At 62.1% G+C, this 22,536-nt stretch carries 20 protein-coding genes; 16 read left to right on the forward strand and 4 right to left on the reverse strand.

The genetic code is table 11. The features are described 5' to 3' along the window. Positions 1-15 precede the first annotated feature (15 nt). Entirely contained in the window at positions 16-1,134 is a 1,119-nt protein-coding gene (locus tag U5L73_RS16235; RefSeq protein WP_322563303.1) for a patatin-like phospholipase family protein, read from the forward strand. A gap of 92 nt (positions 1,135-1,226) precedes the next feature. Here the strand turns inward: U5L73_RS16235 and katG are convergent, their stop codons facing one another. Next, positions 1,227-3,437 (reverse strand): catalase/peroxidase HPI, encoded by a 2,211-nt coding sequence (gene katG, locus U5L73_RS16240; protein ID WP_322563304.1) that lies wholly within the window; start codon positions 3,435-3,437, stop codon positions 1,227-1,229. A 155-nt stretch (positions 3,438-3,592) separates the two neighbouring features. Between katG and U5L73_RS16245 the strand changes: the two genes are divergently transcribed. Further along, on the forward strand, positions 3,593-4,525 hold the full coding sequence (locus U5L73_RS16245; RefSeq protein WP_322563305.1) for a class I SAM-dependent methyltransferase: 933 nt from the start codon (positions 3,593-3,595) through the stop codon (positions 4,523-4,525). A gap of 22 nt (positions 4,526-4,547) precedes the next feature. Here the strand turns inward: U5L73_RS16245 and U5L73_RS16250 are convergent, their stop codons facing one another. Together U5L73_RS16250 and U5L73_RS16255 are read right to left on the reverse strand one after the other, a co-directional pair. Further along, on the reverse strand, positions 4,548-4,826 hold the full coding sequence (locus U5L73_RS16250) for a zf-TFIIB domain-containing protein (RefSeq protein ID WP_322563306.1): 279 nt from the start codon (positions 4,824-4,826) through the stop codon (positions 4,548-4,550). 86 nt (positions 4,827-4,912) lie between these two features. Next, positions 4,913-5,257 carry an HPF/RaiA family ribosome-associated protein gene (locus U5L73_RS16255; RefSeq protein ID WP_322563307.1) on the reverse strand — a complete coding sequence of 115 codons (345 nt, stop codon included), beginning with the start codon at positions 5,255-5,257 and terminating at the stop codon, positions 4,913-4,915. 97 nt (positions 5,258-5,354) lie between these two features. Between U5L73_RS16255 and U5L73_RS16260 the strand changes: the two genes are divergently transcribed. From U5L73_RS16260 to U5L73_RS16320, 13 genes are all read left to right on the forward strand, one after another. After that, positions 5,355-6,239: a LysR family transcriptional regulator gene (locus U5L73_RS16260; RefSeq protein ID WP_322563308.1), complete on the forward strand. Its 885-nt coding sequence runs from the start codon at positions 5,355-5,357 to the stop codon at positions 6,237-6,239. A gap of 102 nt (positions 6,240-6,341) precedes the next feature. Then, on the forward strand, positions 6,342-7,274 hold the full coding sequence (locus U5L73_RS16265) for a Tim44 domain-containing protein (protein ID WP_322563309.1): 933 nt from the start codon (positions 6,342-6,344) through the stop codon (positions 7,272-7,274). After that, on the forward strand, positions 7,271-7,633 hold the full coding sequence (locus U5L73_RS16270; RefSeq protein ID WP_322563310.1) for an NADH-quinone oxidoreductase subunit A: 363 nt from the start codon (positions 7,271-7,273) through the stop codon (positions 7,631-7,633). Before U5L73_RS16265 ends, U5L73_RS16270 begins: the two co-directional genes overlap by 4 nt. 141 nt (positions 7,634-7,774) lie before the next feature. Beyond that, the gene (locus U5L73_RS16275; protein WP_322563311.1) at positions 7,775-9,337 is read left to right on the forward strand and encodes an ABC transporter permease; all 1,563 of its coding nucleotides are present in this window, start codon (positions 7,775-7,777) and stop codon (positions 9,335-9,337) included. Between the two features lie 3 nt (positions 9,338-9,340). Next, on the forward strand, positions 9,341-9,979 hold the full coding sequence (locus U5L73_RS16280) for an ATP-binding cassette domain-containing protein (protein WP_322563312.1): 639 nt from the start codon (positions 9,341-9,343) through the stop codon (positions 9,977-9,979). Positions 9,980-10,112: 133 nt separating this feature from the next. Next, positions 10,113-10,598: a TlpA disulfide reductase family protein gene (locus tag U5L73_RS16285; protein ID WP_322563313.1), complete on the forward strand. Its 486-nt coding sequence runs from the start codon at positions 10,113-10,115 to the stop codon at positions 10,596-10,598. Between the two features lie 4 nt (positions 10,599-10,602). After that, positions 10,603-11,208, forward strand: a complete 606-nt coding sequence (locus U5L73_RS16290; RefSeq protein ID WP_322563314.1) for a CDP-alcohol phosphatidyltransferase family protein — start codon at positions 10,603-10,605, stop codon at positions 11,206-11,208. 10 nt (positions 11,209-11,218) lie between these two features. Next, positions 11,219-13,402, forward strand: a complete 2,184-nt coding sequence (locus U5L73_RS16295; RefSeq protein ID WP_322563315.1) for an FAD-dependent oxidoreductase — start codon at positions 11,219-11,221, stop codon at positions 13,400-13,402. Between the two features lie 10 nt (positions 13,403-13,412). Further along, positions 13,413-15,713 (forward strand): selenide, water dikinase SelD, encoded by a 2,301-nt coding sequence (selD, locus tag U5L73_RS16300; RefSeq protein WP_322563316.1) that lies wholly within the window; start codon positions 13,413-13,415, stop codon positions 15,711-15,713. Between the two features lie 93 nt (positions 15,714-15,806). After that, positions 15,807-16,514, forward strand: a complete 708-nt coding sequence (locus U5L73_RS16305; RefSeq protein WP_322563317.1) for a DUF3047 domain-containing protein — start codon at positions 15,807-15,809, stop codon at positions 16,512-16,514. A gap of 4 nt (positions 16,515-16,518) precedes the next feature. Then, a complete protein-coding gene (locus tag U5L73_RS16310; protein ID WP_322563318.1) occupies positions 16,519-17,640 on the forward strand; it encodes an NAD(P)/FAD-dependent oxidoreductase in 1,122 nt (373 codons plus the stop codon). A gap of 70 nt (positions 17,641-17,710) precedes the next feature. After that, positions 17,711-19,336 carry a mechanosensitive ion channel family protein gene (locus U5L73_RS16315; RefSeq protein WP_322563319.1) on the forward strand — a complete coding sequence of 542 codons (1,626 nt, stop codon included), beginning with the start codon at positions 17,711-17,713 and terminating at the stop codon, positions 19,334-19,336. Between the two features lie 2 nt (positions 19,337-19,338). Beyond that, positions 19,339-21,273 (forward strand): YhgE/Pip domain-containing protein, encoded by a 1,935-nt coding sequence (locus U5L73_RS16320; protein WP_322563320.1) that lies wholly within the window; start codon positions 19,339-19,341, stop codon positions 21,271-21,273. A 55-nt stretch (positions 21,274-21,328) separates the two neighbouring features. On the opposite strand, the gene U5L73_RS16325 is transcribed toward U5L73_RS16320, so the two are convergent. Beyond that, positions 21,329-21,985 (reverse strand): ProQ/FINO family protein, encoded by a 657-nt coding sequence (locus tag U5L73_RS16325; RefSeq protein WP_322563321.1) that lies wholly within the window; start codon positions 21,983-21,985, stop codon positions 21,329-21,331. A gap of 136 nt (positions 21,986-22,121) precedes the next feature. Between U5L73_RS16325 and U5L73_RS16330 the strand changes: the two genes are divergently transcribed. After that, a complete protein-coding gene (locus U5L73_RS16330) occupies positions 22,122-22,535 on the forward strand; it encodes a hypothetical protein (RefSeq protein ID WP_322563322.1) in 414 nt (137 codons plus the stop codon). Position 22,536: the final 1 nt, after the last annotated feature.

Consider the following 22,536-nt stretch of genomic DNA (forward strand, 5'->3'; position numbering starts at 1 on the left):
CCCTAAGCTAGGGGCATGACCGCCCCCAAAACCCCCACCGCCACGCGCCCCATGGTCAACCTCGCCCTGCAGGGCGGGGGCTCGCACGGGGCGTTCACCTGGGGGGTATTGGACACTTTGCTCGAAGACGGCCGGCTGGACTTTGAGGGCATCAGCGGCACCAGCGCCGGCGCCATGAATGCGGTGGCGCTGGCCCACGGCTTTGCACAAGCCGAGGGCAAATCGCGCAAAGCGGCCAGAGACAGCGCCCGCCAGTCGCTGGCGGACTTTTGGGAAGGCGTGGTCAACATGGGCGCGCTCAGCAGCACATTGGCCGGCGCCCACAAGGTGCCCTTCGACTTGCTGTTCGGAGGGCTGTCTGCCCTCACCGGAGCGGCTTCCCCCAGCCAGATACTTTCCGACGCGGTGACCAGCTTTTGGACGCAGGCCGTGTCGCCGTACCAAAGCAACCCGCTGGATATCAACCCCCTGCGTACCTTTCTGCAAAAGCAGGTGGACTTTGACCGTCTGGCTGCCTACGAGCCACTGAAGGTGTTTGTGGTGGCCACCAAAGTGCGCACTGGCAAGGCCGAAATTTTTTCGGGTAAACGGCTCACCGCCGATGCGGTGATGGCATCCGCCTGCCTGCCCACGGTGTTCCGGGCAGTGGAGATTGAGGGCGAACACTTCTGGGATGGCGGCTATGCCGGCAACCCCGCCATTCACCCGCTAATTTACGAGTGCAAAAGCCCGGACGTGATGTTGGTACAAATCAACCCGATCGAGCGCCACAAGCTGCCCACTACGGCCGCCGGTATTCTGGACCGGCTCAACGAAATCACGTTCAACTCAGCGCTGATTGCCGAGATGCGCGCCATCGACTTTGTGAAGCGCTTATTGGTCGAGGGCAAGCTGGACCCCGCACGCTACAAAAATGTGCTGATGCACCGGATTGATGGCGGCAGCATTCTGGAAGGCTACCCGGCCTCCACCAAGTCCGACACCGACGCCAAGCTCATCTATGCCCTAAGGGACCTGGGCCGCGCCTGTGCCAAACAGTGGCTGATAAAACACGTGGGATCCATCGGGGTGGAGTGCAGCATCAATATCGCCGCTGACTACCTGGACGACCTGCGGGTGCCCACCCCGGACTGATACAAAAAACCCCGCTGCATCACCGGCACACCGGCAGCATAGCGGGGTGGAAGGCCGCCACCCGAAGGCGGCGGCAGTCACCATCACTTAGCTCAGACGAGGTCGAAACGGTCCAGGTTCATCACCTTGGTCCATGCGGCAACGAAGTCACGCACAAACTTGGCTTGCGCGTCATGGGTGGCATACACCTCGGCCAAGGCACGCAACTGCGAGTTGGAACCGAAGACCAGATCCACCACGGTGCCGGTCCACTTCAGGGCACCAGTGCTGCGGTCACGACCTTCGAGCACGCCAGCATCTGTCGCTTTGCTCCATTTGGTGCCCATATCGAGCAGGTTGACGAAGAAGTCGTTACTCAAGGTTTCAGGACGGGTGGTGAACACACCGTGCTGCGCTTGGCCCAGGTTGGCATTCAGAGCACGCAGGCCACCCACCAGCACCGTCATCTCGGGTGCGCTCAGGGTGAGCAACTGGGCCTTGTCTAGCAGCAACTCGGCGGCAACACCTTCCAGCCCTTGATGGGTGTAGTTACGGAAGCCATCCGCCACCGGCTCCAGCACCTGGAAGGCGTCCACATCGGTTTGCTCTTGCGTGGCATCCATGCGTCCGGGGGCAAAGGGCACAGTGACCGGCTGGCCTGCTTTGGCAGCTGCAGCTTCCACCGCCGCGCTGCCTGCCAACACGATCAAATCCGCCAGCGAGATCTTCTTGCCGCCAGCCTGGGCCGCGTTGAAGCCTTGCTGAATCGCTTCAAGCTTGCTCAGCACTTTGGCTAGCTGCGCAGGCTGGTTGGCGGCCCAGTCTTTGGCGGGGGCCAGGCGGATGCGGGCACCATTGGCACCGCCGCGCTTGTCGCTGCCTCGGAAAGTAGACGCTGAGGCCCACGCAGTGCCCACCAACTCCGAGATGCTCAGGCCTGAAGCCAGCACCTGGACTTTGAGGGCGGCCACATCAGCCGTATCGACCAGCGCATGGTCCACTGCTGGAATCGGGTCCTGCCAGCTCAACACCTCGGCGGGCACCAGCTTGCCCAAGTAGCGGGCACGGGGGCCCATGTCGCGGTGGGTGAGCTTGAACCAGGCGCGGGCAAACGCGTCGGCAAATTCAGCCGGGTTCTGGTGGAAGCGGCGGGAGATTTTTTCGTACGCCGGGTCCATGCGCAACGACATATCGGCCGTGGTCATCATGGGCGGATGCTTCTTGGATGCGTCATGCGCATCTGGAATCATGTGCTCGGGTTTCACGTTCTGAGCGACCCACTGGTGCGCGCCGGACGGGCTCTTGGTCAGTGCCCACTCGTAACCGAACAACATGTCGAAATAGCCGTTGTCCCAGGTGGTGGGGTTGGGTTTCCAGGCACCTTCGATGCCGCTGGTAGTAGTGTGCACACCTTTGCCGCTGCCCAACTTGTTGATCCAGCCAAAGCCTTGCTCTTCAAGGCCTGCCGCTTCAGGCTCGGGGCCCACCAAGGTGGGGTCGCCGGCGCCGTGGGCCTTGCCAAAGGTGTGGCCGCCGGCCACCAGAGCTACGGTTTCTTCGTCGTTCATGGCCATGCGGGCAAAGGTTTCACGCACATCGCGGCCGCTAGCCACGGGGTCGGGCTTGCCGTCCGGACCTTCGGGGTTCACGTAAATCAGGCCCATTTGCACGGCAGCCAGGGGGCTCTCGAGCTTGCGGTCGCCGCTGTAGCGGCTGTTTTCCTTGTCGCTGGTGGCAAGCCACGCTTTTTCAGCGCCCCAGTAAATGTCTTGCTCGGGCTCCCAGATGTCTTCGCGGCCACCGGCAAAGCCGAAGGTCTTGAAGCCCATGGATTCGAGTGCCACGTTGCCCGCCAAAATAAACAAGTCCGCCCAGGACAGCTTGCGACCGTATTTTTGCTTGATGGGCCAAAGTAGGCGGCGAGCTTTGTCGAGGTTGCCGTTGTCCGGCCAGCTGTTCAACGGTGCAAAGCGCTGGTTGCCGGTTCCGGCACCACCTCGGCCATCCCCCGTGCGGTAGGTGCCTGCCGCGTGCCAGGCCATGCGCACCATCAGGCCGCCGTAGTGACCCCAGTCAGCAGGCCACCAGTCTTGCGAGTCGGTCATCAGTGCGGTCAGGTCCTGCACCACGGCGTCGAGATCGAGCGTCTTGAATTCTTCGGCGTAGTTAAAGTCTTCGCCCATGGGGTTGGAGGCGGGTGCATGCTGGTGCAGGATGCTTAAGCGGAGCTGGTTGGGCCACCAATCAGCATTGGACGGCGCGGCCGCGCGGGCATTGGTGCTGCGCGCTGCGTGGGGGAAAGGGCATTTGGCTTCTGTAGTCATGCAAGTCTCCTGTGAAGGTGGTGAAATCGATCTGGTTTGCAGTTTAGTTTTTACCTATCAACCTTGCCAATTGGATTGCCCAATAGCACCGATAGTGATTTTTATAAGCCACACACTGCATACACTCCCCGCATCCTCCACTGAATAAACGCCCCTTGCAAGCTCTGCTCTCCAACATCGCCACAATGGAACTCCCCTCCGATGCCTGCCGCCTGTTTCACGGCCGTGGCGGCTTGTTCCCCGGCAGCGAATCCTGGTCGCTGGACTGGTACCCACCGGTGCTCGTCGCCACCAGCTTTACGGCGGCCAGTGAGGCGGAGCTCGCGGCGCTGGGCAACGCATTGGCAGCGCGCTGGGCCCAGATCGGCGACGGGCAGCCTCTAAATTGGGTCTTTCAGTGCCGTGCTGACGGCCATGCCGACACCCGTTTGATGGCCGGTGTAGTGCCTGAGCCCCATGTGGTCGCCGAAGCGGGCAGCCGCTACAAAGTGCAGTTGTTAAAGGGCCAGAACCACGGCCTGTTTCTGGACATGGCCGAAGGTCGGCGCTGGGTGAGCGACTATGTGGCCAGCCATCCGAAAACTTTTGCCTTCCGGGTCCTCAACCTGTTTGCTTACACCTGCTCGTTCTCGGTCGTGGCCTTGCAGGCGGGCGCACGGCATGTGGTGAATGTGGACATGAGCCAAGGCGCGCTGGCCACGGGCCAGCAAAATCACCGGCTCAACGGGATTGAAAGCGGTGTGAGCTTTTTGGGGCACGATATTTTCAAGACCTGGGGCAAGATCACACGCAGCGGCCCTTATGACTTGGTGGTGCTCGACCCACCGAGCTACCAGCGGGGCAGCTTTGTGGCTACCAAAGACTACGCCCGCCTGGTACGCCGCCTGCCCGAGTTGCTGGCGCCGGGCGGCCACGCGCTGGTGTGCCTGAATGCCCCCGAGCTGGACACCGCCTTCCTGCAGGGGCATATGCAAGAGCAAGCGCCCAGCCTGGAGCTGGTGCAGCGCTTGCCCAACCCGGCAGCATTTGCCGATATTGCGCCGGAGCGGGCCCTCAAGGTATTGGTCTACCGCCTGCCGGAGGGCTGATGCCGCTTAGAGTGCCAAGGCGCTAGTCAAAGATCTCGTGCAACCACGATTTCTTGCGGCTCTGCGGGTAGCGCTTGTGCTCGTTAAAGTCGGAGTCCTCAAAATCGCGATGCCGCGGCGCAGACGCGGGGCGTGCCGCCGGCATGGCCTGCACTGAGGCGGAGCCGGAGGCTTTGTCCAGCAGCTTGTCGAGCTCGCCGCGGTCCAGCCAGATGCCACGACAGGTCGGGCAATAGTCAATCTCGACGCCCTGACGCTCGGTCATCACCAAGGTGCTGCTGGGGCAATGGGGGCATTTCATAGGGAACTCCTTATTTCAAAAATTCGATGGTTCGGGCAGTGACAGCGCCAAGCTGATCCACTCCAGCGTCGAGAAACCATCACCCGTCAATTCACTTCAAGGGTTAGTACGGTCAGTCGCGTGCGGACAGGTTTTTTTTGGCGGTCCATGGTTCGGGTCAAGGCGCGCACCAGGCGCTCCAAACCGTCATCCAGTGCGGTGCGCCAATCACTCGCCAGCGAAGAAATCACCAGCACCCCCGACTTCTCGGTTTTCACTTCCAACAAGCAATGTTTGTCGACGCCGCCCTTAGGGCCATTGATGTCGGTGAACATGACTTTGGTTCGCGGCACGGTGGCACCCAGCCTGCGCAAAACAAACCGCACGCGCTCCAGAGCCTCTTGGCGCAGGGTGCTGCCAGTTGCATGTCGCGATTCAAAAATGACTTGCATAAAAAACTCCTTGCTGTGAATGGGCCTCTACCTTAAGCACGGGAACATTCCGCAAAAAGCAGATAATTTCTGACTTAAATTCCCGCAAATACAGAACATGAGCACCAGCTTCAACTACAAGCACCTGTACTATTTTTGGGTAGTGGCCAAGGAGGGCGGCATGTCACGGGCGGCCGACAAGCTCGACATGGCAGTACAAACCGTGAGCGCGCAGGTCCGCGAGCTGGAGCGCTCGCTGGGCTACGCTTTGCTGAAACCCGCTGGCCGCGGCTTGGTGCTCACGGATGCGGGCCAGACCGCTTTGCAACTAGCCGACCAGATATTCCAGATCGGCGAGAACCTGCCCGAGCGGGTGCGCGAATCAGCCAGCGCGCCATCGATGCGGCTCGCTGTGGGCATCTCAGATGGCTTGCCCAAGCTGGTGGCGCGCCGGCTGTTGCAACCGGTCATCAGTGAGCCCACGCTGCGCTTGATTTGCCACGAAGGCGAGCTTGACGAGTTGTTGGGGGACTTGGCCTTGCACCGGCTGGATGTGGTGTTCTCTGACCGCCCTGCTCCGGCCAACCCCAACATCAAGCTCTACAGCCACGCTATGGGGCAGTCGCCCATGGCGTGGTACGGCACCCCCGCATTGGTGAGCGGTGCAGCGAGCCACTTCCCCCAGTGCCTTGCCAGCACCCCGGTGCTGCTGCCCACAGCCCACACCGCCGTGCGGGCCCGCCTGGACCACTGGTTTGAGCAACAGGGCGTTCGCCCGCGCATCGTGGGCGAGTTTGAGGACAGTGCGCTGCTCAACACCTTCGGGGCCAGCGGCATGGGCATTTTTCCGGCAGCCGAATGGGCTGAGCAAGACTTGCTTGCCAACTATGGCGTCGAACGATTGGCTCCCTGCGAAGGCGTGACCGAACATTTCTTCGCGGTGGGCACTGAAAAGAAAGTCCATCACCCCCTGGTGCAGCGGGTGCTGGCCGGAATCGCCTGAACTCTCAGCTTTTTACAGAACGTTCTTCTCAAATACACTCGTTTTTAATTGGCCTTTTCGCACGTAATCTCCGCTTGTCATTTATTTTTTCAGGAGATCGACATGAAAAGACTTCTTTCCGTTCTCGCGGTAGTGTTCACGATGGGCATTGCCAGCGTTTCCATGGACGCCGAAGCGGCCAAGCGATTGGGCGGTGGCAAGTCCATGGGCACCCAGCGTCAGGCCACTCAAGACAAAGCGCCATCAGCCCCCACCGCCCAAAACGCGGCACCGGCCGCCGGCGCAGGTGCTGCCGCAGCTTCCAAGCCCTCTTGGATGGGGCCCGTCGCAGGTATCGCAGCTGGCTTGGGTATCGCCGCATTGGCATCGCACTTCGGTTTCGGTGATGAACTCGCCTCCATGATGACCATGGCCTTGGTGGCGTTCGCCATCATGGCAGTGGTGGGCTTCTTCCTGCGCAAGCGGGCCATGGCTCGCCAAGGTGGCGCGGCAGGTGCAGGCGGCTTGATGCCGGCTGGCGCCTCTGCAGGCCAAGGCGGTGCAGGAATGCCCCAACAGGCCTACAAGATGGCGACACCCGCAGCCTCCGGCATGGGCGGTTCGTCCTCCGGCTCGCTGATCGGTGCTGACATTGGCGGCCAGCCCGCTGCAACGTCTGCGATCCCCGCTGACTTTGACCGTGCCAGCTTTGAGCGCAACGCAAAAGTGAACTTCATCCGTTTGCAAGCTGCCTATGACGCAGGCAACCTCGACGATATCCGTGAGTTCACCTCGCCAGAGATGTTTGCAGAAATCAAGCTCGACTTTGCCGAGCGCGAAATATCTGCCCAGCCCGGTGAAGTGGTTCGCATCGATACCACCGTGCTCGAAGTGGCAGAAGAAGCGCAGCGCTATGTGGTGAGCGTCAAGTTCACTGGCTTCATCCGCTTCGGCGCAGGTTCCGACGACGAAACATTCGACGAAATCTGGCACCTCACCAAGTCCCGCCAGGGCAATGGCGGATGGGTATTGGCAGGTATTCAGCAATCTGAATGAACCTCGGAGAATACCTCCCGGTCCTGCTATTCATCCTAGTAGGTCTGTTGGTTGGGGTGGTTCCTCAAGTGGCTGGGTACCTTCTGGGCCCCAGCCGCCCCGACCCAGCGAAGGGCTCGGCCTATGAATGTGGGTTCGAGCCCTTTGGCGACGCGCGCATGCAGTTCAATGTGCGCTTCTATCTCGTCGCCATTCTGTTCATTATTTTTGACTTGGAAATCGCGTTCCTGTTTCCGTGGGCCTTGGCTCTGAAGGAGATAGGGTTGACTGGCTTTTTGGCAGGCATGGTGTTTCTCGCGATTCTGGTGGTCGGCTTTGCATATGAATGGGGCAAAGGCGCCATGGACTGGGAAGACTGAGGTCGGGGTGTAGGTGATTAACATCCCTCTATGGACGCTGCCCACCCACCCCGACACTTCTACCTAGGCCTTGGACTCGCGGGGATAGCGGCTATCCCCCTAGTGGGAGCCGTGGGTAGTGCGATTGCAAGCGGGATGTACATGCCCGCTTGGGCCGCCCTTTGGCATCACCCCCAAACCTGGCCCGCCTTGGGCATGACCCTGTGGACGGGGCTGTGCGCCACCCTGCTCTCCACGGTAATCACAGCGAGCATCCTCTCTCGCTGGCTGGCTGCTGACAACACGGCGCACCGCGTAGACCGCTGGGCCCGCTGGATGTCTCCTTTACTGTCGGTGCCCCATGCGGCCTTCGCCATCGGCATGGTGGCGCTGATTGCACCCGGTGGGTGGCTGCTGCGCGCGGCATCCCCTTGGTTGACGGGCCTGGAAAACCCACCCGCTTGGGCTACGACCCAAGACCCCTGGGGCTTGGGCCTGATCGCGGTGCTGGTGCTGAAAGAAGTTCCCTTCCTATTGTGGGCTGCGTTAGCCCACTTACAACAGCCCGGCGTGCAAGCGCAGTTGCGCCGGTCTTTGCAACTCGCCGCCACTTGGGGCTACACCGAACCACAGGCGTGGTGGCGCGTTGGCTGGCCGCCGTTGGCGCAAGCCCTCACCGCACCGCTGCTGGCTGTCTTGGCGTACAGCCTGACGGTGGTCGACATGGCGCTGGTTATCGGCCCCACCACACCGCCCACCCTTTCCATGCTGGCGTGGCAATGGCTGCAAGACGCAGACGCCGCGACCAATGCCCAAGGCGCGAGCGCCGCTTGGCTCCTACTGGCCGCCTTGCTGGCGTGCACTGGCATGGCGGCGCTGTGGCGGGCATGGCCCTTGTGGCGTGCGCGTCGATGGCGGGGCGTGAGCCGCTGCGCACGCGACCGCCGCCCTCTGCGCAACCCCATCTCAAACATGGCGGTGCCTGTATTGCTAGGCACCTATGGTGCGGTGCTGGCAGCGCTGGCCGTGGGCAGTGTGTCAGGGCCGTGGCCCTTCCCGCAGTGGTTGCCCGAGGTCTGGACCTTGCGCGCCTGGGACGGCGTGGTGCAAAGCAGCAGCACCGTGTGGCTGAGCATGGCATTGGGCGCAGCCAGCGCGGGCACTGCGTTGGTTTGGGTCGTCGCATGGTTGGAGTGGGCTCCGCCGGTATGGCAACAGCGCCTGCGCCCCTTGTGGTTATTGCCCCTGGTGCTACCGGCCGTGTTGTGGGTCGTAGGGCTGCACCGCGTGAGTTTGGCGTGGGGCATTGATGGATCGGTCACCGGGCTATGGCTGGCCCATACGCTGAGCGCGCTGCCCTATGTCTTGATCGCTCTGCAAGGGCCCTATGGGGGGTTTGACCCACGCTTGGCGCACCTGACTGCAGCGCTGGGCCGCAGCCCTGTTGCATTTTTGTGGCAGGTCAAGTGGCCGTTGCTGCGCAGCGCTCTCGCAGCCGCCTTTGCGGTGGGCTTCGCGGTCAGTGTGGCGCAGTACCTGCCCACCCTGTACGTGGGTGCGGGCCGGTTTCAAACCGTGACGACCGAGGCTGTCACCCTGGCCTCGGGCGGGCAGCGCGCATTGACGGCCGCCTACGCGTGGCTGCAGTGGCTATTGCCGATGGGGATGTTCGGGCTCGCAGCTTGGTCGGGGCGGGCTCGTCGCTGGCCTGCGGCGGCACAATAGGCCATGTCACTGCAAATCGGTCTCCGCCACCTCAACAGCCCCGCCAGCACCTTGCTGCGGGACTTGGACCTCCAGATTCCTGCCGGCACGGTACACACCCTCATGGGGCCTAGCGGCTGCGGTAAAAGTAGCGTGCTGAGTTTGGTGTGCGGCACCCTCGACCCCAGCATGCAGTGGGAGGGCTCGGTCACGCTGGATGGGCGGCGCATCGATTCCCTGCCAGTACAGGCACGCCGTGTGGGCCTGTTATTCCAGGACGATCTCTTGTTTGCGCACATGACGGTGCGCGAGAACCTATTGTTTGCCGTGCCCGCAGGGGCTCAGCCCGCGCGCGAGCAAGCGGTGAAAGCCGCCTTGGCGGATGTCGAAATGCAAGACCACCTGCATGCCAACCCGGCCCGCCTTTCCGGCGGGCAACGGGCGCGCGTGGCCTTGGCTCGCGCGCTGTTGGCACAACCGCGGGCCCTGCTGCTGGATGAGCCCTTCTCCAAGCTCGACGCTGCACTACGGGCGCGGATGCGGACACTGGTATTCAGCCTGGTCGCGGAGCGCAACATCCCGGCACTGTTGGTTACCCACGACGCAGCCGACGTGGCCGACCCGGCCCACCTCAGCCGCCTCGGCGATACCCACTCGGTGTAAGAAACCCGACATGCCAGCGACTGATCTTTTGGCCGCTTGACCGTAGACTCCCCCCATGTACCCATCTCACACTGCTCGCTGCAAACACTTCCTCCTGAACGGGCTTTTGGCATGGGCTTGCATTTGGGCCCTGATGGCGACAAGCGCTAGCGCGCAAACGGCGCCTGCGTCGCCCGTCGTGCCGGCAGAGGCCGCTGCACTTAGCAAAGGGAGTGCCCTGCAGATTCCCGCCAGCTTCGCGGATGGCAAGCGTTTCAGTGCGTCGGCCCTGCAGGGAACCGTCACGGTGGCGTTTTTTTGGAATACCGATTGCGCAGTCTGCCGGGACAGCCTGCCCGAGTTACGCGCCAACCTGAATGGCTGGAGAAACAAGCCCTTTAGCTTGCTGCTAGTTAACCTCGACCGCAAAGCCAACGACTGGCAAACCTACGAGAAGCTGGTCAGTCAAACCCAGATGACGGCAAAGGGCCTGATATCGGTCCGGATGGAAGGCGAACTGCCCACCGGCACCCGCTTGCCACTGACGCTGCTGATCGACAACAAGGGCCAGATCCTGCAACGCTTTGAAGGCCGGTTAGCCCCCGAAGTCTGGGACAGCGTCGCCGAACTGCTGCCTTAAGCCCATGCTGGACCGCTTCGCTACCCCTTTTTTGCGCCCGCCCCTGCGCGCTGTCGCGCGGCTGCTGGTGCGCGTCGGCATAGGCGCCAACACCGTGACTCTGAGTGGCTTTGCCGTTGGTATGTTTGCTGCGATTTTGATAGCTAACAGCGCATACTTTATGGGCGCCATCGCTCTTTTAACCTCCAGAATATTGGACGGACTTGACGGCGCAGTAGCCCGCGAAACCCAGCCCACCGACGCCGGTGGCTTTCTCGATATTTCGCTGGATTTTGTGTTTTACGCCAGCATTCCGCTGGCTTTTGCAGTGGCCAACCCGGCCGAACACGCATTGCCTGCGGCCGCCCTGCTCGCAGCCTTTATTGGCACCGGTAGCAGCTTTCTCGCCTTTGCCGCCTTGGCTGCCAAGCGCGGCATGGACAACTTGGCCTACCCCGACAAGTCGTTTTACTTTTTGGGCGGGCTCACCGAAGCCACTGAGACCCTCGCTTTTTTTGTCGCCATGTGCTTGTGGCCCGCGCACTTTGCGGCACTGGCATACACCTTTGCCGCCCTATGCGCAGTGACCACCACCACCCGCATCTGGTGGGGTTGGCGCGCTTTTTCTTGAAAGTGACTCCATGAAAGCTTCGAAATGGGGGGTCGTGCTCCTGGTGGCTCTGGCCATCGCCACCTTCATTGCACTAGACCTCGGGCGCTACTTGAGCCTTGACGCCTTGCGGCAGAGCCAGGCCACGCTGGCCAACAGCTATGCAGAAAACCCCTGGGCATTGCGGGCTGCTTTTTTTGTGATTTATGTGGCCGTGGCGTCCCTGTCATTGCCCGGGGCGGCCATCCTCACACTCGCGGGCGGCGGTGTGTTCGGGCTCGGGTGGGGGCTGCTGCTGGTGTCGTTTGCCTCCAGCATAGGCGCTACGGTGTCGTTTTTAGCGGCACGCTTTGTGTTGCGGGATGTGGTGCAGGCGCGGTTCGGAGCCCGACTTGCCGATATCAACCAGGGTGTGGCCCGCGATGGCGCCCTCTACCTGTTCAGCTTGCGACTGATTCCGGTGGTGCCCTTCTTTGTGATCAACCTCGCCATGGGTCTCACCACCATGCGCGCCCGGACCTTTTATTGGGTGAGCCAACTCGGCATGTTGGCCGGGACTGCGGTGTATGTGAACGCCGGCACCCGACTGGCCGAACTCCGCTCCCTGCAAGACGTGGCCAGCCCCCAACTATTGGGGGCATTTGTGTTACTCGGTGTGTTTCCATTGATTGCGAAGGCGCTTATGAACTTCATCCAACAACGCAAGGTCTACGCCCGCTGGAATGCGGTACGCCCCCAAACGTTTGACCGCAATCTGGTGGTCATCGGCGGGGGCGCGGGCGGGCTGGTGTCGGCCTACATCGCCGCCGCAGTCAAAGCCAAGGTCACGCTGGTAGAGGCCCACAAGATGGGGGGCGACTGCCTGAACTACGGCTGTGTACCGAGCAAGGCTTTGATCAAAAGCGCCAAGTTGGCGCACCAAATGCGGCACGCCGATCGCTATGGTTTACATAGCACCTCACGCACATCCGACCAAGGCGAAACGCTCTTTTCATTCAAAAAAGTGATGCAACGCATCCACGACGTGATTGCCGCCATCGAGCCACACGACAGCGTGGAGCGCTACACCGGCCTGGGTGTAGAGGTGCTGCAGGGCTACGCCAAGATCATCAACCCGTGGACAGTGGAGATTGCACTCAACGGCGGTGGTATACAAACCCTGACCACCCGCAGCATCGTCATCGCCGCAGGTGCTCGCCCCTTCGTCCCGCCCCTGCCCGGACTGGACGCAGTGGGCTATGTGACCAGCGATACGCTATGGGATGAATTCGCCAAGCTGGACGAGGTACCCAAGCGCCTGGTGGTGCTGGGCGGCGGGCCGATTGGTTGCGAGCTGGCGCAGAGCTTTGCGCGGCTGGGCTCTGCCGTGACCCAAGTGGAAATGGCTCCGCGCATCATGGCGCGGGAAGATGTAGAGGTGTCAGAGCTGGCCGCCAACTCTCTGCGCGCCGATGGCGTGGACCTGCTGACCAGCCACAAGGCTCTGCGCTGCGAGATGGTGGATGGCGAAAAGGTGTTGGTGGTGGAGCACGCGGGCGTGGAAAAGCGGATTGCGTTTGACCAACTACTGTGCGCCGTAGGCCGCACAGCGCGCCTCAGCGGTTACGGCCTGGAAGAGCTGGGGATCCCGACCCACAAGACGGTGCAGACCAACGAGTACCTGCAAACCATCTACCCCAACATTTTTGCGGCGGGCGATGTGGCCGGGCCGTACCAGTTCACCCACGTAGCCGCGCACCAAGCCTGGTATGCGGCGGTGAATGCGCTGTTCGGTGACTTTAAGAAATTCAAAGCCGACTACTCGGTCATCCCCTGGGCCACCTTCATCGACCCCGAAGTCGCGCGCGTGGGCTTGAACGAGCAGGACGCCAAGGAACAAGGCATTGCCTATGAAGTGACCAAATACGGCATCGACGACCTCGACCGCGCCATTGCCGATAGCGAGGCCCATGGCTTTGTGAAAGTGCTGACCGTGCCGGGCAAAGACAAGATTCTGGGCGTGACCATCGTCGGCACCCACGCCGGCGACCTGCTGGCCGAATATGTGCTGGCCATGAAACACGGGCTGAGCCTGAACAAGATTCTGGGCACCATCCACACCTACCCTACGCTGGCCGAGGCCAACAAATATGCCGCCGGCGAGTGGAAGCGCGCGCACCAGCCCCACAAGCTGCTGGAATGGGTGCGCAAGTTCCACGATTGGAAGCGCGGCTGAATTGAGGTCTATGCAAGTACCTGCCACGCCCATCGTTAGAGACATCGTGTTGGTGGGTGGTGGCCACAGCCATGTGGTGGTGCTGCGCTACTTTGCCATGCACCCGCTGCCCGGCGTGCGTATCACCCTGATTTGCACCGATGCGCACACGCCCTACTCCGGCATGCTGCCCGGCTATGTGGCGGGGCACTACAGCTATGACGATGTGCATATCGACCTGTGCCGCCTGTGCGCGGCCACCGGGGCACGCTTCATCCAGGCCGAAGTAATTGGGCTGGACCACGACAACCGCACGGTGCAGCTGCGCGGCCGGCCCGATATTAACTACGACGTGGTCTCCATCAACACCGGCTCCACGCCGCAAATGCGCGCCCAAGGCGCCGCCGAGCAAGCAGTGCCGGTCAAGCCCATCACCGGCTTCAACCAGCGCTGGTTGCAGTTGCTCGACAAAGTGGCGCAGGCCACACGGCCGCTGTCGATTGCCATCGTGGGCGGCGGAGCAGGCGGTGTGGAGCTGTGCCTAGCCATGCAACATAGGCTGCGGGTAGAGACGCAAGCAGCCGGGCGCGCGGCGATAGCGCCGCAGTTTAGCCTGTTCACGTCTGGCGGCCTGCTGCCCACGCACAACCCCGGCGTGCAAGCGCGCTTTACCAAAGTACTCGCCGAGCGCGGCGTGCAGGTGCACTTGCAAACACCCGTGGCGGAAGTACAAGCGGGCCGTTTGTGCAGCGCACAAGGCGAGTGGTTTGGGGCCGATGAGGTGCTTTGGGTCACCCAAGCCGGTGGCGGCGCTTGGCTGCAAAGCACGGGCTTGGCCCTGACCGATAACCGCTGCATACGCTTGCACGACACTCTGCAAAGCATCACCGACCCGCGCGTATTTGCCGCGGGCGACGTGGCTGCAATGGAAAACTTTTCGCTGGAAAAAGCCGGCGTGTTCGCGGTGCGCATGGGCATGCCGCTGGCCATCAACCTGCAGCGCGCAGTGCAAGGCCTGCCCCTGCAGCCCTACCGGCCGCAGCGCCACTGGCTGGCCCTGATCAGCACGGGTGACAAGTTCGCCGTGGCCTCACGCGGCGCGCTCGGCTTTGCGGGTACGTGGGTTTGGCGCTGGAAAGACTGGATAGACCGTCGCTTTATGCAGCGCTTCAGCGTGCAGGGCGTAGACGGACTCGCAGGCATGACTTCGACCGCGACATCCGCCAACACCTCAATTCAACTCAACCCGGATGAAGCCCAACAGGCACAGGCCGCCGTCGCCATGCGCTGCGGCGGTTGCGGCGCGAAGGTAGGTGCCAGCGTACTGTCCCGCGCGCTGCAAAACCTGTGGGTGTTGCCCAACCCGGATGTGCTGCTGGGCCTGGACAGCCCGGACGACGCAGCCGTGGTGCGCGTGCCGCCCGGCAAAGCGCTGGTGCACAGCGTTGATTTCTTCCGTGCCTTTATTGACGACCCCTATGTGTTCGGCCGCATTGCCGCAAACCACGCGCTGGGCGACCTGTTTGCCATGGGTGCCCAGCCCCACACAGCCACCGCCATTGCCACCTTACCACCGGGCGTAGACCGGCAAGTGGAAGCCACTTTGCGTCAAATGATGCAGGGCGCCACCGAGGTGCTGAACGCCGCCGGCTGCACCCTGATAGGCGGCCATAGCGGCGAGGGTTCGGAGCTGGCACTCGGCTTTGCGGTGAATGGGCTGGTCAGCCTCGATAGCAATGGCCGAATGACCGGCGTGCTGCGCAAAGGCGGCATGCAACCGGGCGATGTGTTGGTGCTGACCAAACCGCTAGGCACTGGTGCCTTGTTTGCTGCGCACGGCCGCGCTGCGGCGCGCGGTCGCTGGATTCAGGCTGCGCTGCACAGCATGCAGCACAGCAACCAAGCCGCCGCACAGGTACTGCAACAATTCGGCGCCACGGCGTGCACCGACCTCACCGGCTTTGGCGTCATCGGTCACACGGTAGAAATGGCCCGCCCCAGCGGAGTGCAAGTGGTGCTCAAGATGGACGCCCTCCCCTTGCTCGATGGCGCGCAAGCGTGCGTGGAGCAAGGCTTGCTGAGCTCACTGCACAGCGCCAACGCGCGCCAACAGCAGGTGGTGCACAACGCCGAGCAGGCAATGGCACACCCGCTGTGGCCCTTGCTGGTAGACCCCCAAACCGCCGGCGGGCTGCTCGCCAGCGTGCCCGCACCACAGGCCCACGCCTGCCTTGCTGCACTCCACGCGAAGGGCTATTCCGCTGCATGCGCCATCGGCGAAGTACGCAGCTCCCCAGCGGGTGCAGCGCCGGTTCATATCCAAACCCAGTGAGAGAAAGCCATGCCAAACGCTCCTAAAAGAATAGCTACTCGCGCTTTGCAAACGGGGGCTAGCGTCCTATTTTCCTTATGGGTAGCGCACAGCATGTTGCCGATGGCCCTGGCGCAAACCCAGCCCACTGAGACCGGTGGTTTGTTGCAAAGCTGGGCAGATGCTGCACCCGGCACACCACCCGCGCCCTGGCGGGTAGTCGGGGTGCCGGGCGGCAAAGTGCCCTTGCTGGCGCCCGACATTGCCCCCTTGGAGGGGCAGCCCGTGCTACGGCTGCGCAGCGATAAAAGCTACGGAGCGCTCAGCCATGCGATTCCCGCAGGTAGCGAAGGCCGCTATCTGCAATGGCAATGGCGGCTGGAGCAGCCCTTGGCAAACGCTGACTTACGCAACAAAACCGGCGACGATGCGGCACTGAAAGTGTGTGCACTGTTTGACTTGCCACTCGAGAAAATTCCCTTTGTAGAGCGCAACTTGTTGCGCGTGGCGCGTCGGGTCAGCGGCGAAGCGCTACCCGGCGCTACCCTGTGCTACCTGTGGGACACTGCCCTGCCCGCGGGCACCACGCTAAACAATGCCTACACCGCACGGGTGCGCTTGAGGGTGCTGAATGGCAATGGGGACGCGCTTGGGCGCTGGGTATTCCACAAACGGGATTTGCACGCGGACTTTTTGGCTGCCTTCGGTGGTGAGACGGACACCGTCCCCCCACTGCTCGCCATCGTGACCGGCGCAGATGCCGACAACACCGGTGGCACCAGCCTTGGTTTCGTGAGCCGCTTGCAGCTCATGAAACAATAAAGGCATGAACGCAGCCGCACTGCAAACCCCAGCCCCCGCGACTCCCCCACCATCGCCCCACCCGGCTGGAGAGCGTCCACGACAGCTTGTGCTGTTGGGCGGTGGAATGGCTCACCTGCAACTCTTGCGCACGTTGGCTCGAAAACCTATGCCAGAGGTACAGATCACCCTGGTAGCAGCAGAGCGCCATGTGGTCTACCCCGCCATGGGGCCGGGCCTGATCGCTGGCGACTACCAGCACGACGACTGCACGATCCCGTTAGAGCCATTGGTGAAGCGTGCGGGCATCCGCTGGCTGCAACAGCAGCCCGGGTCGCTGGATGCGGGGCAGCAAACACTGGCACTCGGCGACGGCAGCACACAACACTACGAGTGGCTTTCGATCAACACCGCCCCCGCGCACCACAGCGAGCAGTTAGAACAAACCATACCCGGGGCGGGAAAATTCGGGCTCTGCGTCTACCCGCTGGAAACTTGGGCCCAACGTTGGCAAGGTGTGTCCGAATTGGCTGCCAAAAAGGCCTTGCGCCTAGCAGTCATCGGCGACCAAGCGGCTGCGCTGGAATGGGCGTTGGCAGTGCAACAACGCCTCCCATCCTGCGTCGTCACGGTATTGATGCTGCCGGCAACAGCCGGCACCCCGCCCGCCACCGCGGGCACCACCCGATTGCTGCAACGACTCAAGGCACAGCGCATCACGGTATTGCACGATACGGCGCTCCAGATCGACGCTAGCGCGGTGCATCTGGGGTGCGGCGCGCAGCTCGCGTGCGATGTACCGCTGCTGGCCTTGCAGCACCTGCCACCCGCTTGGCTGACCAGCAGTGGACTCGCGTTGAATGCTGACGGCCAATCGGCCACCGATGGCTACTCGCGCAGCAGCAGCCATCCGCAGGTGTGGGTCGCCAATGGCGATTCGGAGTCCCTGCTGCGCCATCTGCCAGCTGTAGCGCGCGGCGCGCGCTTACCCGCCACCACCAGCCGGTCTGGGGCAGGCTTTCAATTGCTGTTTGGGGGTTCACAACAGGCGGTTGTGGCCTGGGGACGGTACAGCGCGACAGGGCGTGCCTGGCACTGGCTCAAGGATTGGTGGGACCGGCGGCAATTGCTCCGCTACACCATGTAAAGGAAAGCCGGGCCCACCAAAGGAAGGGCTGGTGTGGGTATAGTGGATCTGACTTAGATTGCTGCTACCCATGAAAATTCTGTTGTTACTGTGGCTCGCTCTCTCCTTGCTTGGGGGCCAGGTGATCGCACAACCTGCCGGACCCGCAGGGCCGGCGGCACTGCAACCCATCGCCGGGGAAGCCGATTTGACTTTTTACAACCGTAACCTGATCACTTTTCGCGGGGATATGGCGGGTATCTCGGCGCAAGACCGTGCGCAGCGCGCTTACACCCGATTGCAAACCCAGCTGGCACAAGCAGGCCCCCACGTGGTGAGCCAAAAGCCCGACCCTCTGGGAATCCTGATTCAAATTGACGGCTCCACCACCTTTGTGGTGACGCAGGCTGAAGTTGACATCACTGCGCGTGACACCCTGGAGGCCACCGCGTTCCGGGCGCAACGCGCCCTAGAGGCCGCGATTGCCCAGAGCCGCGAAAGCCGGGACCTTGACGCTTTGGTGCGCGCTTTAGGTTGGGTCGCTGGCGCTACCGCCGTAGCCCTTGCGCTGTGGGCAGCGATCAAGCGACTGCACGTGGCCGCGGGAAAGCGGCTGCTTCAGCTCTCGGCAGAGCACGCCACACGCTTGCAGCTGGGCGGCATCAGTTTGGTCAACCGGCATCGCGCCGTCGGAACCGTCCGCTCCGGGATGGTGCTTCTGCTGCGCTTGCTGCAAGCCTTGATTGCCTATGAATGGCTGAGCTTTGTGTTGCAACGCTTTCCATTCACCCGCGCGTGGGGTGAGGCCCTGAACGGCTACTTGTGGGGGTTCGCGGGCAAAGTGGGGCAAGCGGTTATTCAGGCAGTACCCGGCTTGTTTACAGCCGTGGTTATTTTTTACTTGGCGCGCCTGATCACCCGTGGGTTGGACCGTTTTTTTGACCGAGTCCTTGAAGACGAGCACACCTTGCCGTGGCTGGACGCCGACGTGGCGGTACCAACACGCCGTATCAGCAAGGTGCTGGTCTGGCTGTTTGCCTTGGCAATGGCCTACCCCTATTTGCCGGGCGCGGGTACCGAAGCCTTCAAAGGCCTCTCGGTGCTGGTCGGGCTGATGATTTCACTGGGCGCGTCCAACCTGGTCGGGCAAGCGGCCAGTGGCTTGATATTGACCTATGGCCGCGTCTACCGCAAAGGCGAGTACGTGCGGATCGCGGACCAGGAAGGCACAGTGACCGATATCGGCATGTTTGCAACCCGTATCCGGACTGGGCTGGGTGAAGAGCTCACGATTTCCAACAGCAGCGTGCTCGCCAGCACCACCAAAAACTACTCGCGAACCGTGAATGGCCCGGGCTACGTGGTGGACACCACCGTCACCATCGGTTACGACACACCGTGGCGCCAAGTGCACGCCATGCTGATTGACGCGGCGTTGCGCACAGAGGGCATTCAGGCGCACCCGGCGCCCCAGGTGTTCCAGACCGAGCTGTCCGATTGGTACCCGGTCTACCGCTTGGTATGCCAGGCCATCCCCGAGGAGCCCCGGCCGCGGGCGGAGGTGTTGAGTGCGTTGCACGCGAACATCCAGGATGTATTCAATACTTTCGGGGTACAGATCATGTCGCCTCAGTACATTGCCGACCCTGCGGTGGCCAAAACTGTACCACCGGCCCAATGGGCGCCTGCTCCGGCCCGCCCTGACACACCCGAGTAGCCATGAGAAATTTTGCAAGCCAAGTGCGCTACGTGGCGCGGCACGAAATGATGTTGCTGCTGCGCTACCCCAAAATGCTGCTCGCCGTGGTGGTGGTGGCAGTGCTGCCATCGGTGTATGCCGCGATCTACCTCACCAGTGTGTGGGACCCCGGTTCCCACAGCCAAGCGCTGAAGGTCGCCGTAGTCAACCTCGACGAGGGAGTGCATTACCGGGACCATGTGTTCAACGTCGGAGCGCAAGTGGTCTACAAGCTCGGGCGGAGTGCGCGCTTCGGCTATGTGAATTACGACGACTCCGAACAAGCGAGGCAGGATGTCCGCATGGGCCGGGCGGCATTCGCGCTCATCATCCCGAAAGATTTCAGCTCCAATGCAGTACCCGGCGCACAACCGGGTGGCGGCAAGCTGGTGGTGTATGCCTCCGAGGGCAATAACTTTCAGACTGCCGCCATCGCGAAACAGTTCGCCAACGAACTGGGCCACGAGGTCAACGAAAGCCTGAACGAGCGCCGGTGGTCCATGGTGCTGACCAACGCTGCAGGCTCACAGCGCAGTGTGGACGAGTTGCGCGCGGGGGTAAATGCGCTGCGCACCGGTGCGGCAGATCTCCAGGCCGGAGCTAACCAAGCGGCCACCGCCGGGCGTGCACTGTCCAACGGCTCGGTCAAGCTCAATGCAGGCGTCAATCAGGCCACCGATGGATTCAAGCAACTCGGCAACGGACTGCGAACCCTGGACTCCAAACGCCCCCCCAATTCTGAGCTAAACCGGCTTAAAGTCGGGGCCGACGCACTGGCCAGTGGACACACCGACCTAAGCAAGGGCATGGACGAATTGCAGGGTGGTAGCCACAAGCTGCTGGAAGGTGCTACTGCCTTCAAGACAGAAGCCGACGACAGCCTGTTGCTACCGACGCGTGTCAAGGACGGCGTGGGCCAACTGGCAGGCGGGCTCAATCAATTGGACGATGGCATTCGCACAGCCGCTGATGCGCAGAAAAAACTGGCAGATGGCGCCACACGTTTGAGTGCCGGTGTGGGTACGCTGACAACCGGCATGCGCACCATGACGGGTGCCATCCGCCAAGCGGTGACCAAGCTCCCCGAGGACAGCCAGCTCGACGAGCTAGCCAGCGGCAGCGCTCAACTAAGCCACGGAGCGGGAGAGTTGTCAGAGGGACTGCAAAAACTCAAGGGCGGAAGCCAAGCGCTGTCCTCAGGCTTGATGCTATTGGCAGACTCATTGCCGGCCTCGATCGATACCCCCGAGGGTAGCCCTGAAGGGCTGGCCAACTCGGTCAAACCCATCATTGAGATCGATGCGGTGGTGGGCAACAGCGGTAGCGGCTTCGCACCCAACGTCATTCCTGCCGCCCTGTGGTTGGGTGCTGGTGTGGCCGCGTTTTTGATTCACATCCGGGTGTTGCCTCGGCATGCGAAAAAATTCTCGCCGCCAGCAAAATTCATAGGCAAGGTCAGCGTGCCCATCCTCGTGGTGGCACTGCAGGCGGCGCTGTTGGGTACAACCGTGACATGGGGGCTGCATGTACCAGTGCACAACATCGCGGCTTTTGCAACCTGCCTCGGAGTGGCGGGCATGTCGTTTTTGATGATCGTACTGTTTTTGTCGCGCACCATGGGTGACGCCGGCAAGGTGTTTGCCATGGTGTTTCTGGCCGTGCAGCTGTCCGCCTCTGGCGGCGTGTTGCCGGTGGAGCTGAGTGGCGGCCTGTATGAGGTCATCAGCCCGTGGATGCCGATGACATGGACGATTCAGGCGATTAAGGCCGCCATGTTCGGAGCCTATGGTGGCGCTTGGTCAACCCCGATGGCGTGGGTCAGCCTGGCCGGCTTGGCCACCCTGCTGCTTGCTTGCTGGATCGGGCGCTGGCGCTACCTGCACCCGGCACAAATGCGGCCCACGGTAGGCCTCTGATAGAGAGGCACTCTCGCCCCCCCTCTGTGCAAGATGCAGCGACTCAGGCCGGTGCCTAGGCAGCCGGACGACGCAACAAGCGGGCCACTGCGCGCGGGTCCAGGCCGTACATATCGGCAAAAGCATCCACACTGGCGCCGCTGGCGTTGAATGCAGCGCGCAAAGCCTCGGCTTTGGCAGCACGCGCTTCGGCCTCTACCAGTGCCTCGTCGAGCACTGCGTTGGCCGCTTCGTCGCGCCCGCTCAGCAGCTCGCGGTAGGCCTGGGGCGTGAGGCCAGAGGCCTCCCACGCAGCTACCACCCGCTGCACCAGCTTAGGGCGCAAGTCTTCCTGGGTGCGGGACTGGCGACGGCGAAACACTTCCAGCAACGCTTGGTACACATGCTCAGGCGCCATCGGCTCAACCGGCTGGCCTTGCAAGTCGTGACGCTGCTCGCCGGATGCGACTGCAGTCAAGTAGCGCAGCGACCGCGCATGCATAGACAGCGCCGCCTTCAGGCTGACCGGTTCAAACTCGGCGGGGTGCTTGTCGAGTAACTCCTGAAAAATACCTCGCTTCATGGGCCTGAAGACGGCACCGAACAAGTGGGGATACAGGGCAGCCATTTTGTCGAGCACCGGCAACACATCAGATTTGGCGGGGCGCACCTTGGAGGCTGCTGGTGATTCGGCAGCAGGCGCTTCCGTTGGCTGGGGCAAGGATTCGGTCATGGAAATAGTCGGAAAGTCGTGCAAAAAAGCCCTCGATCATGCCGCATTGGGGGCGACTTGGAGAAATTGCCACCAAATACAGGGTCGCTGCGCGCTTCATCGGTTCAGTTAAAGTCCGTGCCCACAAGGAAAGAACATGCTGCTCACAGATATCAGCGCCGAACACATTCTCACGGCCGCCAAGGGTGGCCCACGTGTGACGATTTTGGTGCATCCCTTTACGAACACGCAACGAGACTCACTCGGCAAGTTTGAGATCGTTCGCAATATCCGCGAGCCCGGGGCCAAAGAAGTGAAACGCTCCACCTTCGTGTCGTTTCAGCAGTTAGCGGAGCTGTACGCAAAGGGAGTGCTCGACGAATTTGGCTTTTCCGTGCGCATGTGTGCCGCAGGTGGCAAACACCCCAATACGACCCCGACCAAAAAGTTGCTCCCGAGCTGCATCCAACCGGGCTCACCGTTTGACTTGGCGGTACAAGGCGTGGATGTCTCCCTGCCCGCGAACCGCGAATTGAGAACGGCCTTGCTGCGGACCAGCGTCAAGGTTTGAT

The organism is Rhodoferax sp. (genome assembly GCF_034520025.1).
Taxonomy (GTDB): domain Bacteria; phylum Pseudomonadota; class Gammaproteobacteria; order Burkholderiales; family Burkholderiaceae_C; genus Allorhodoferax.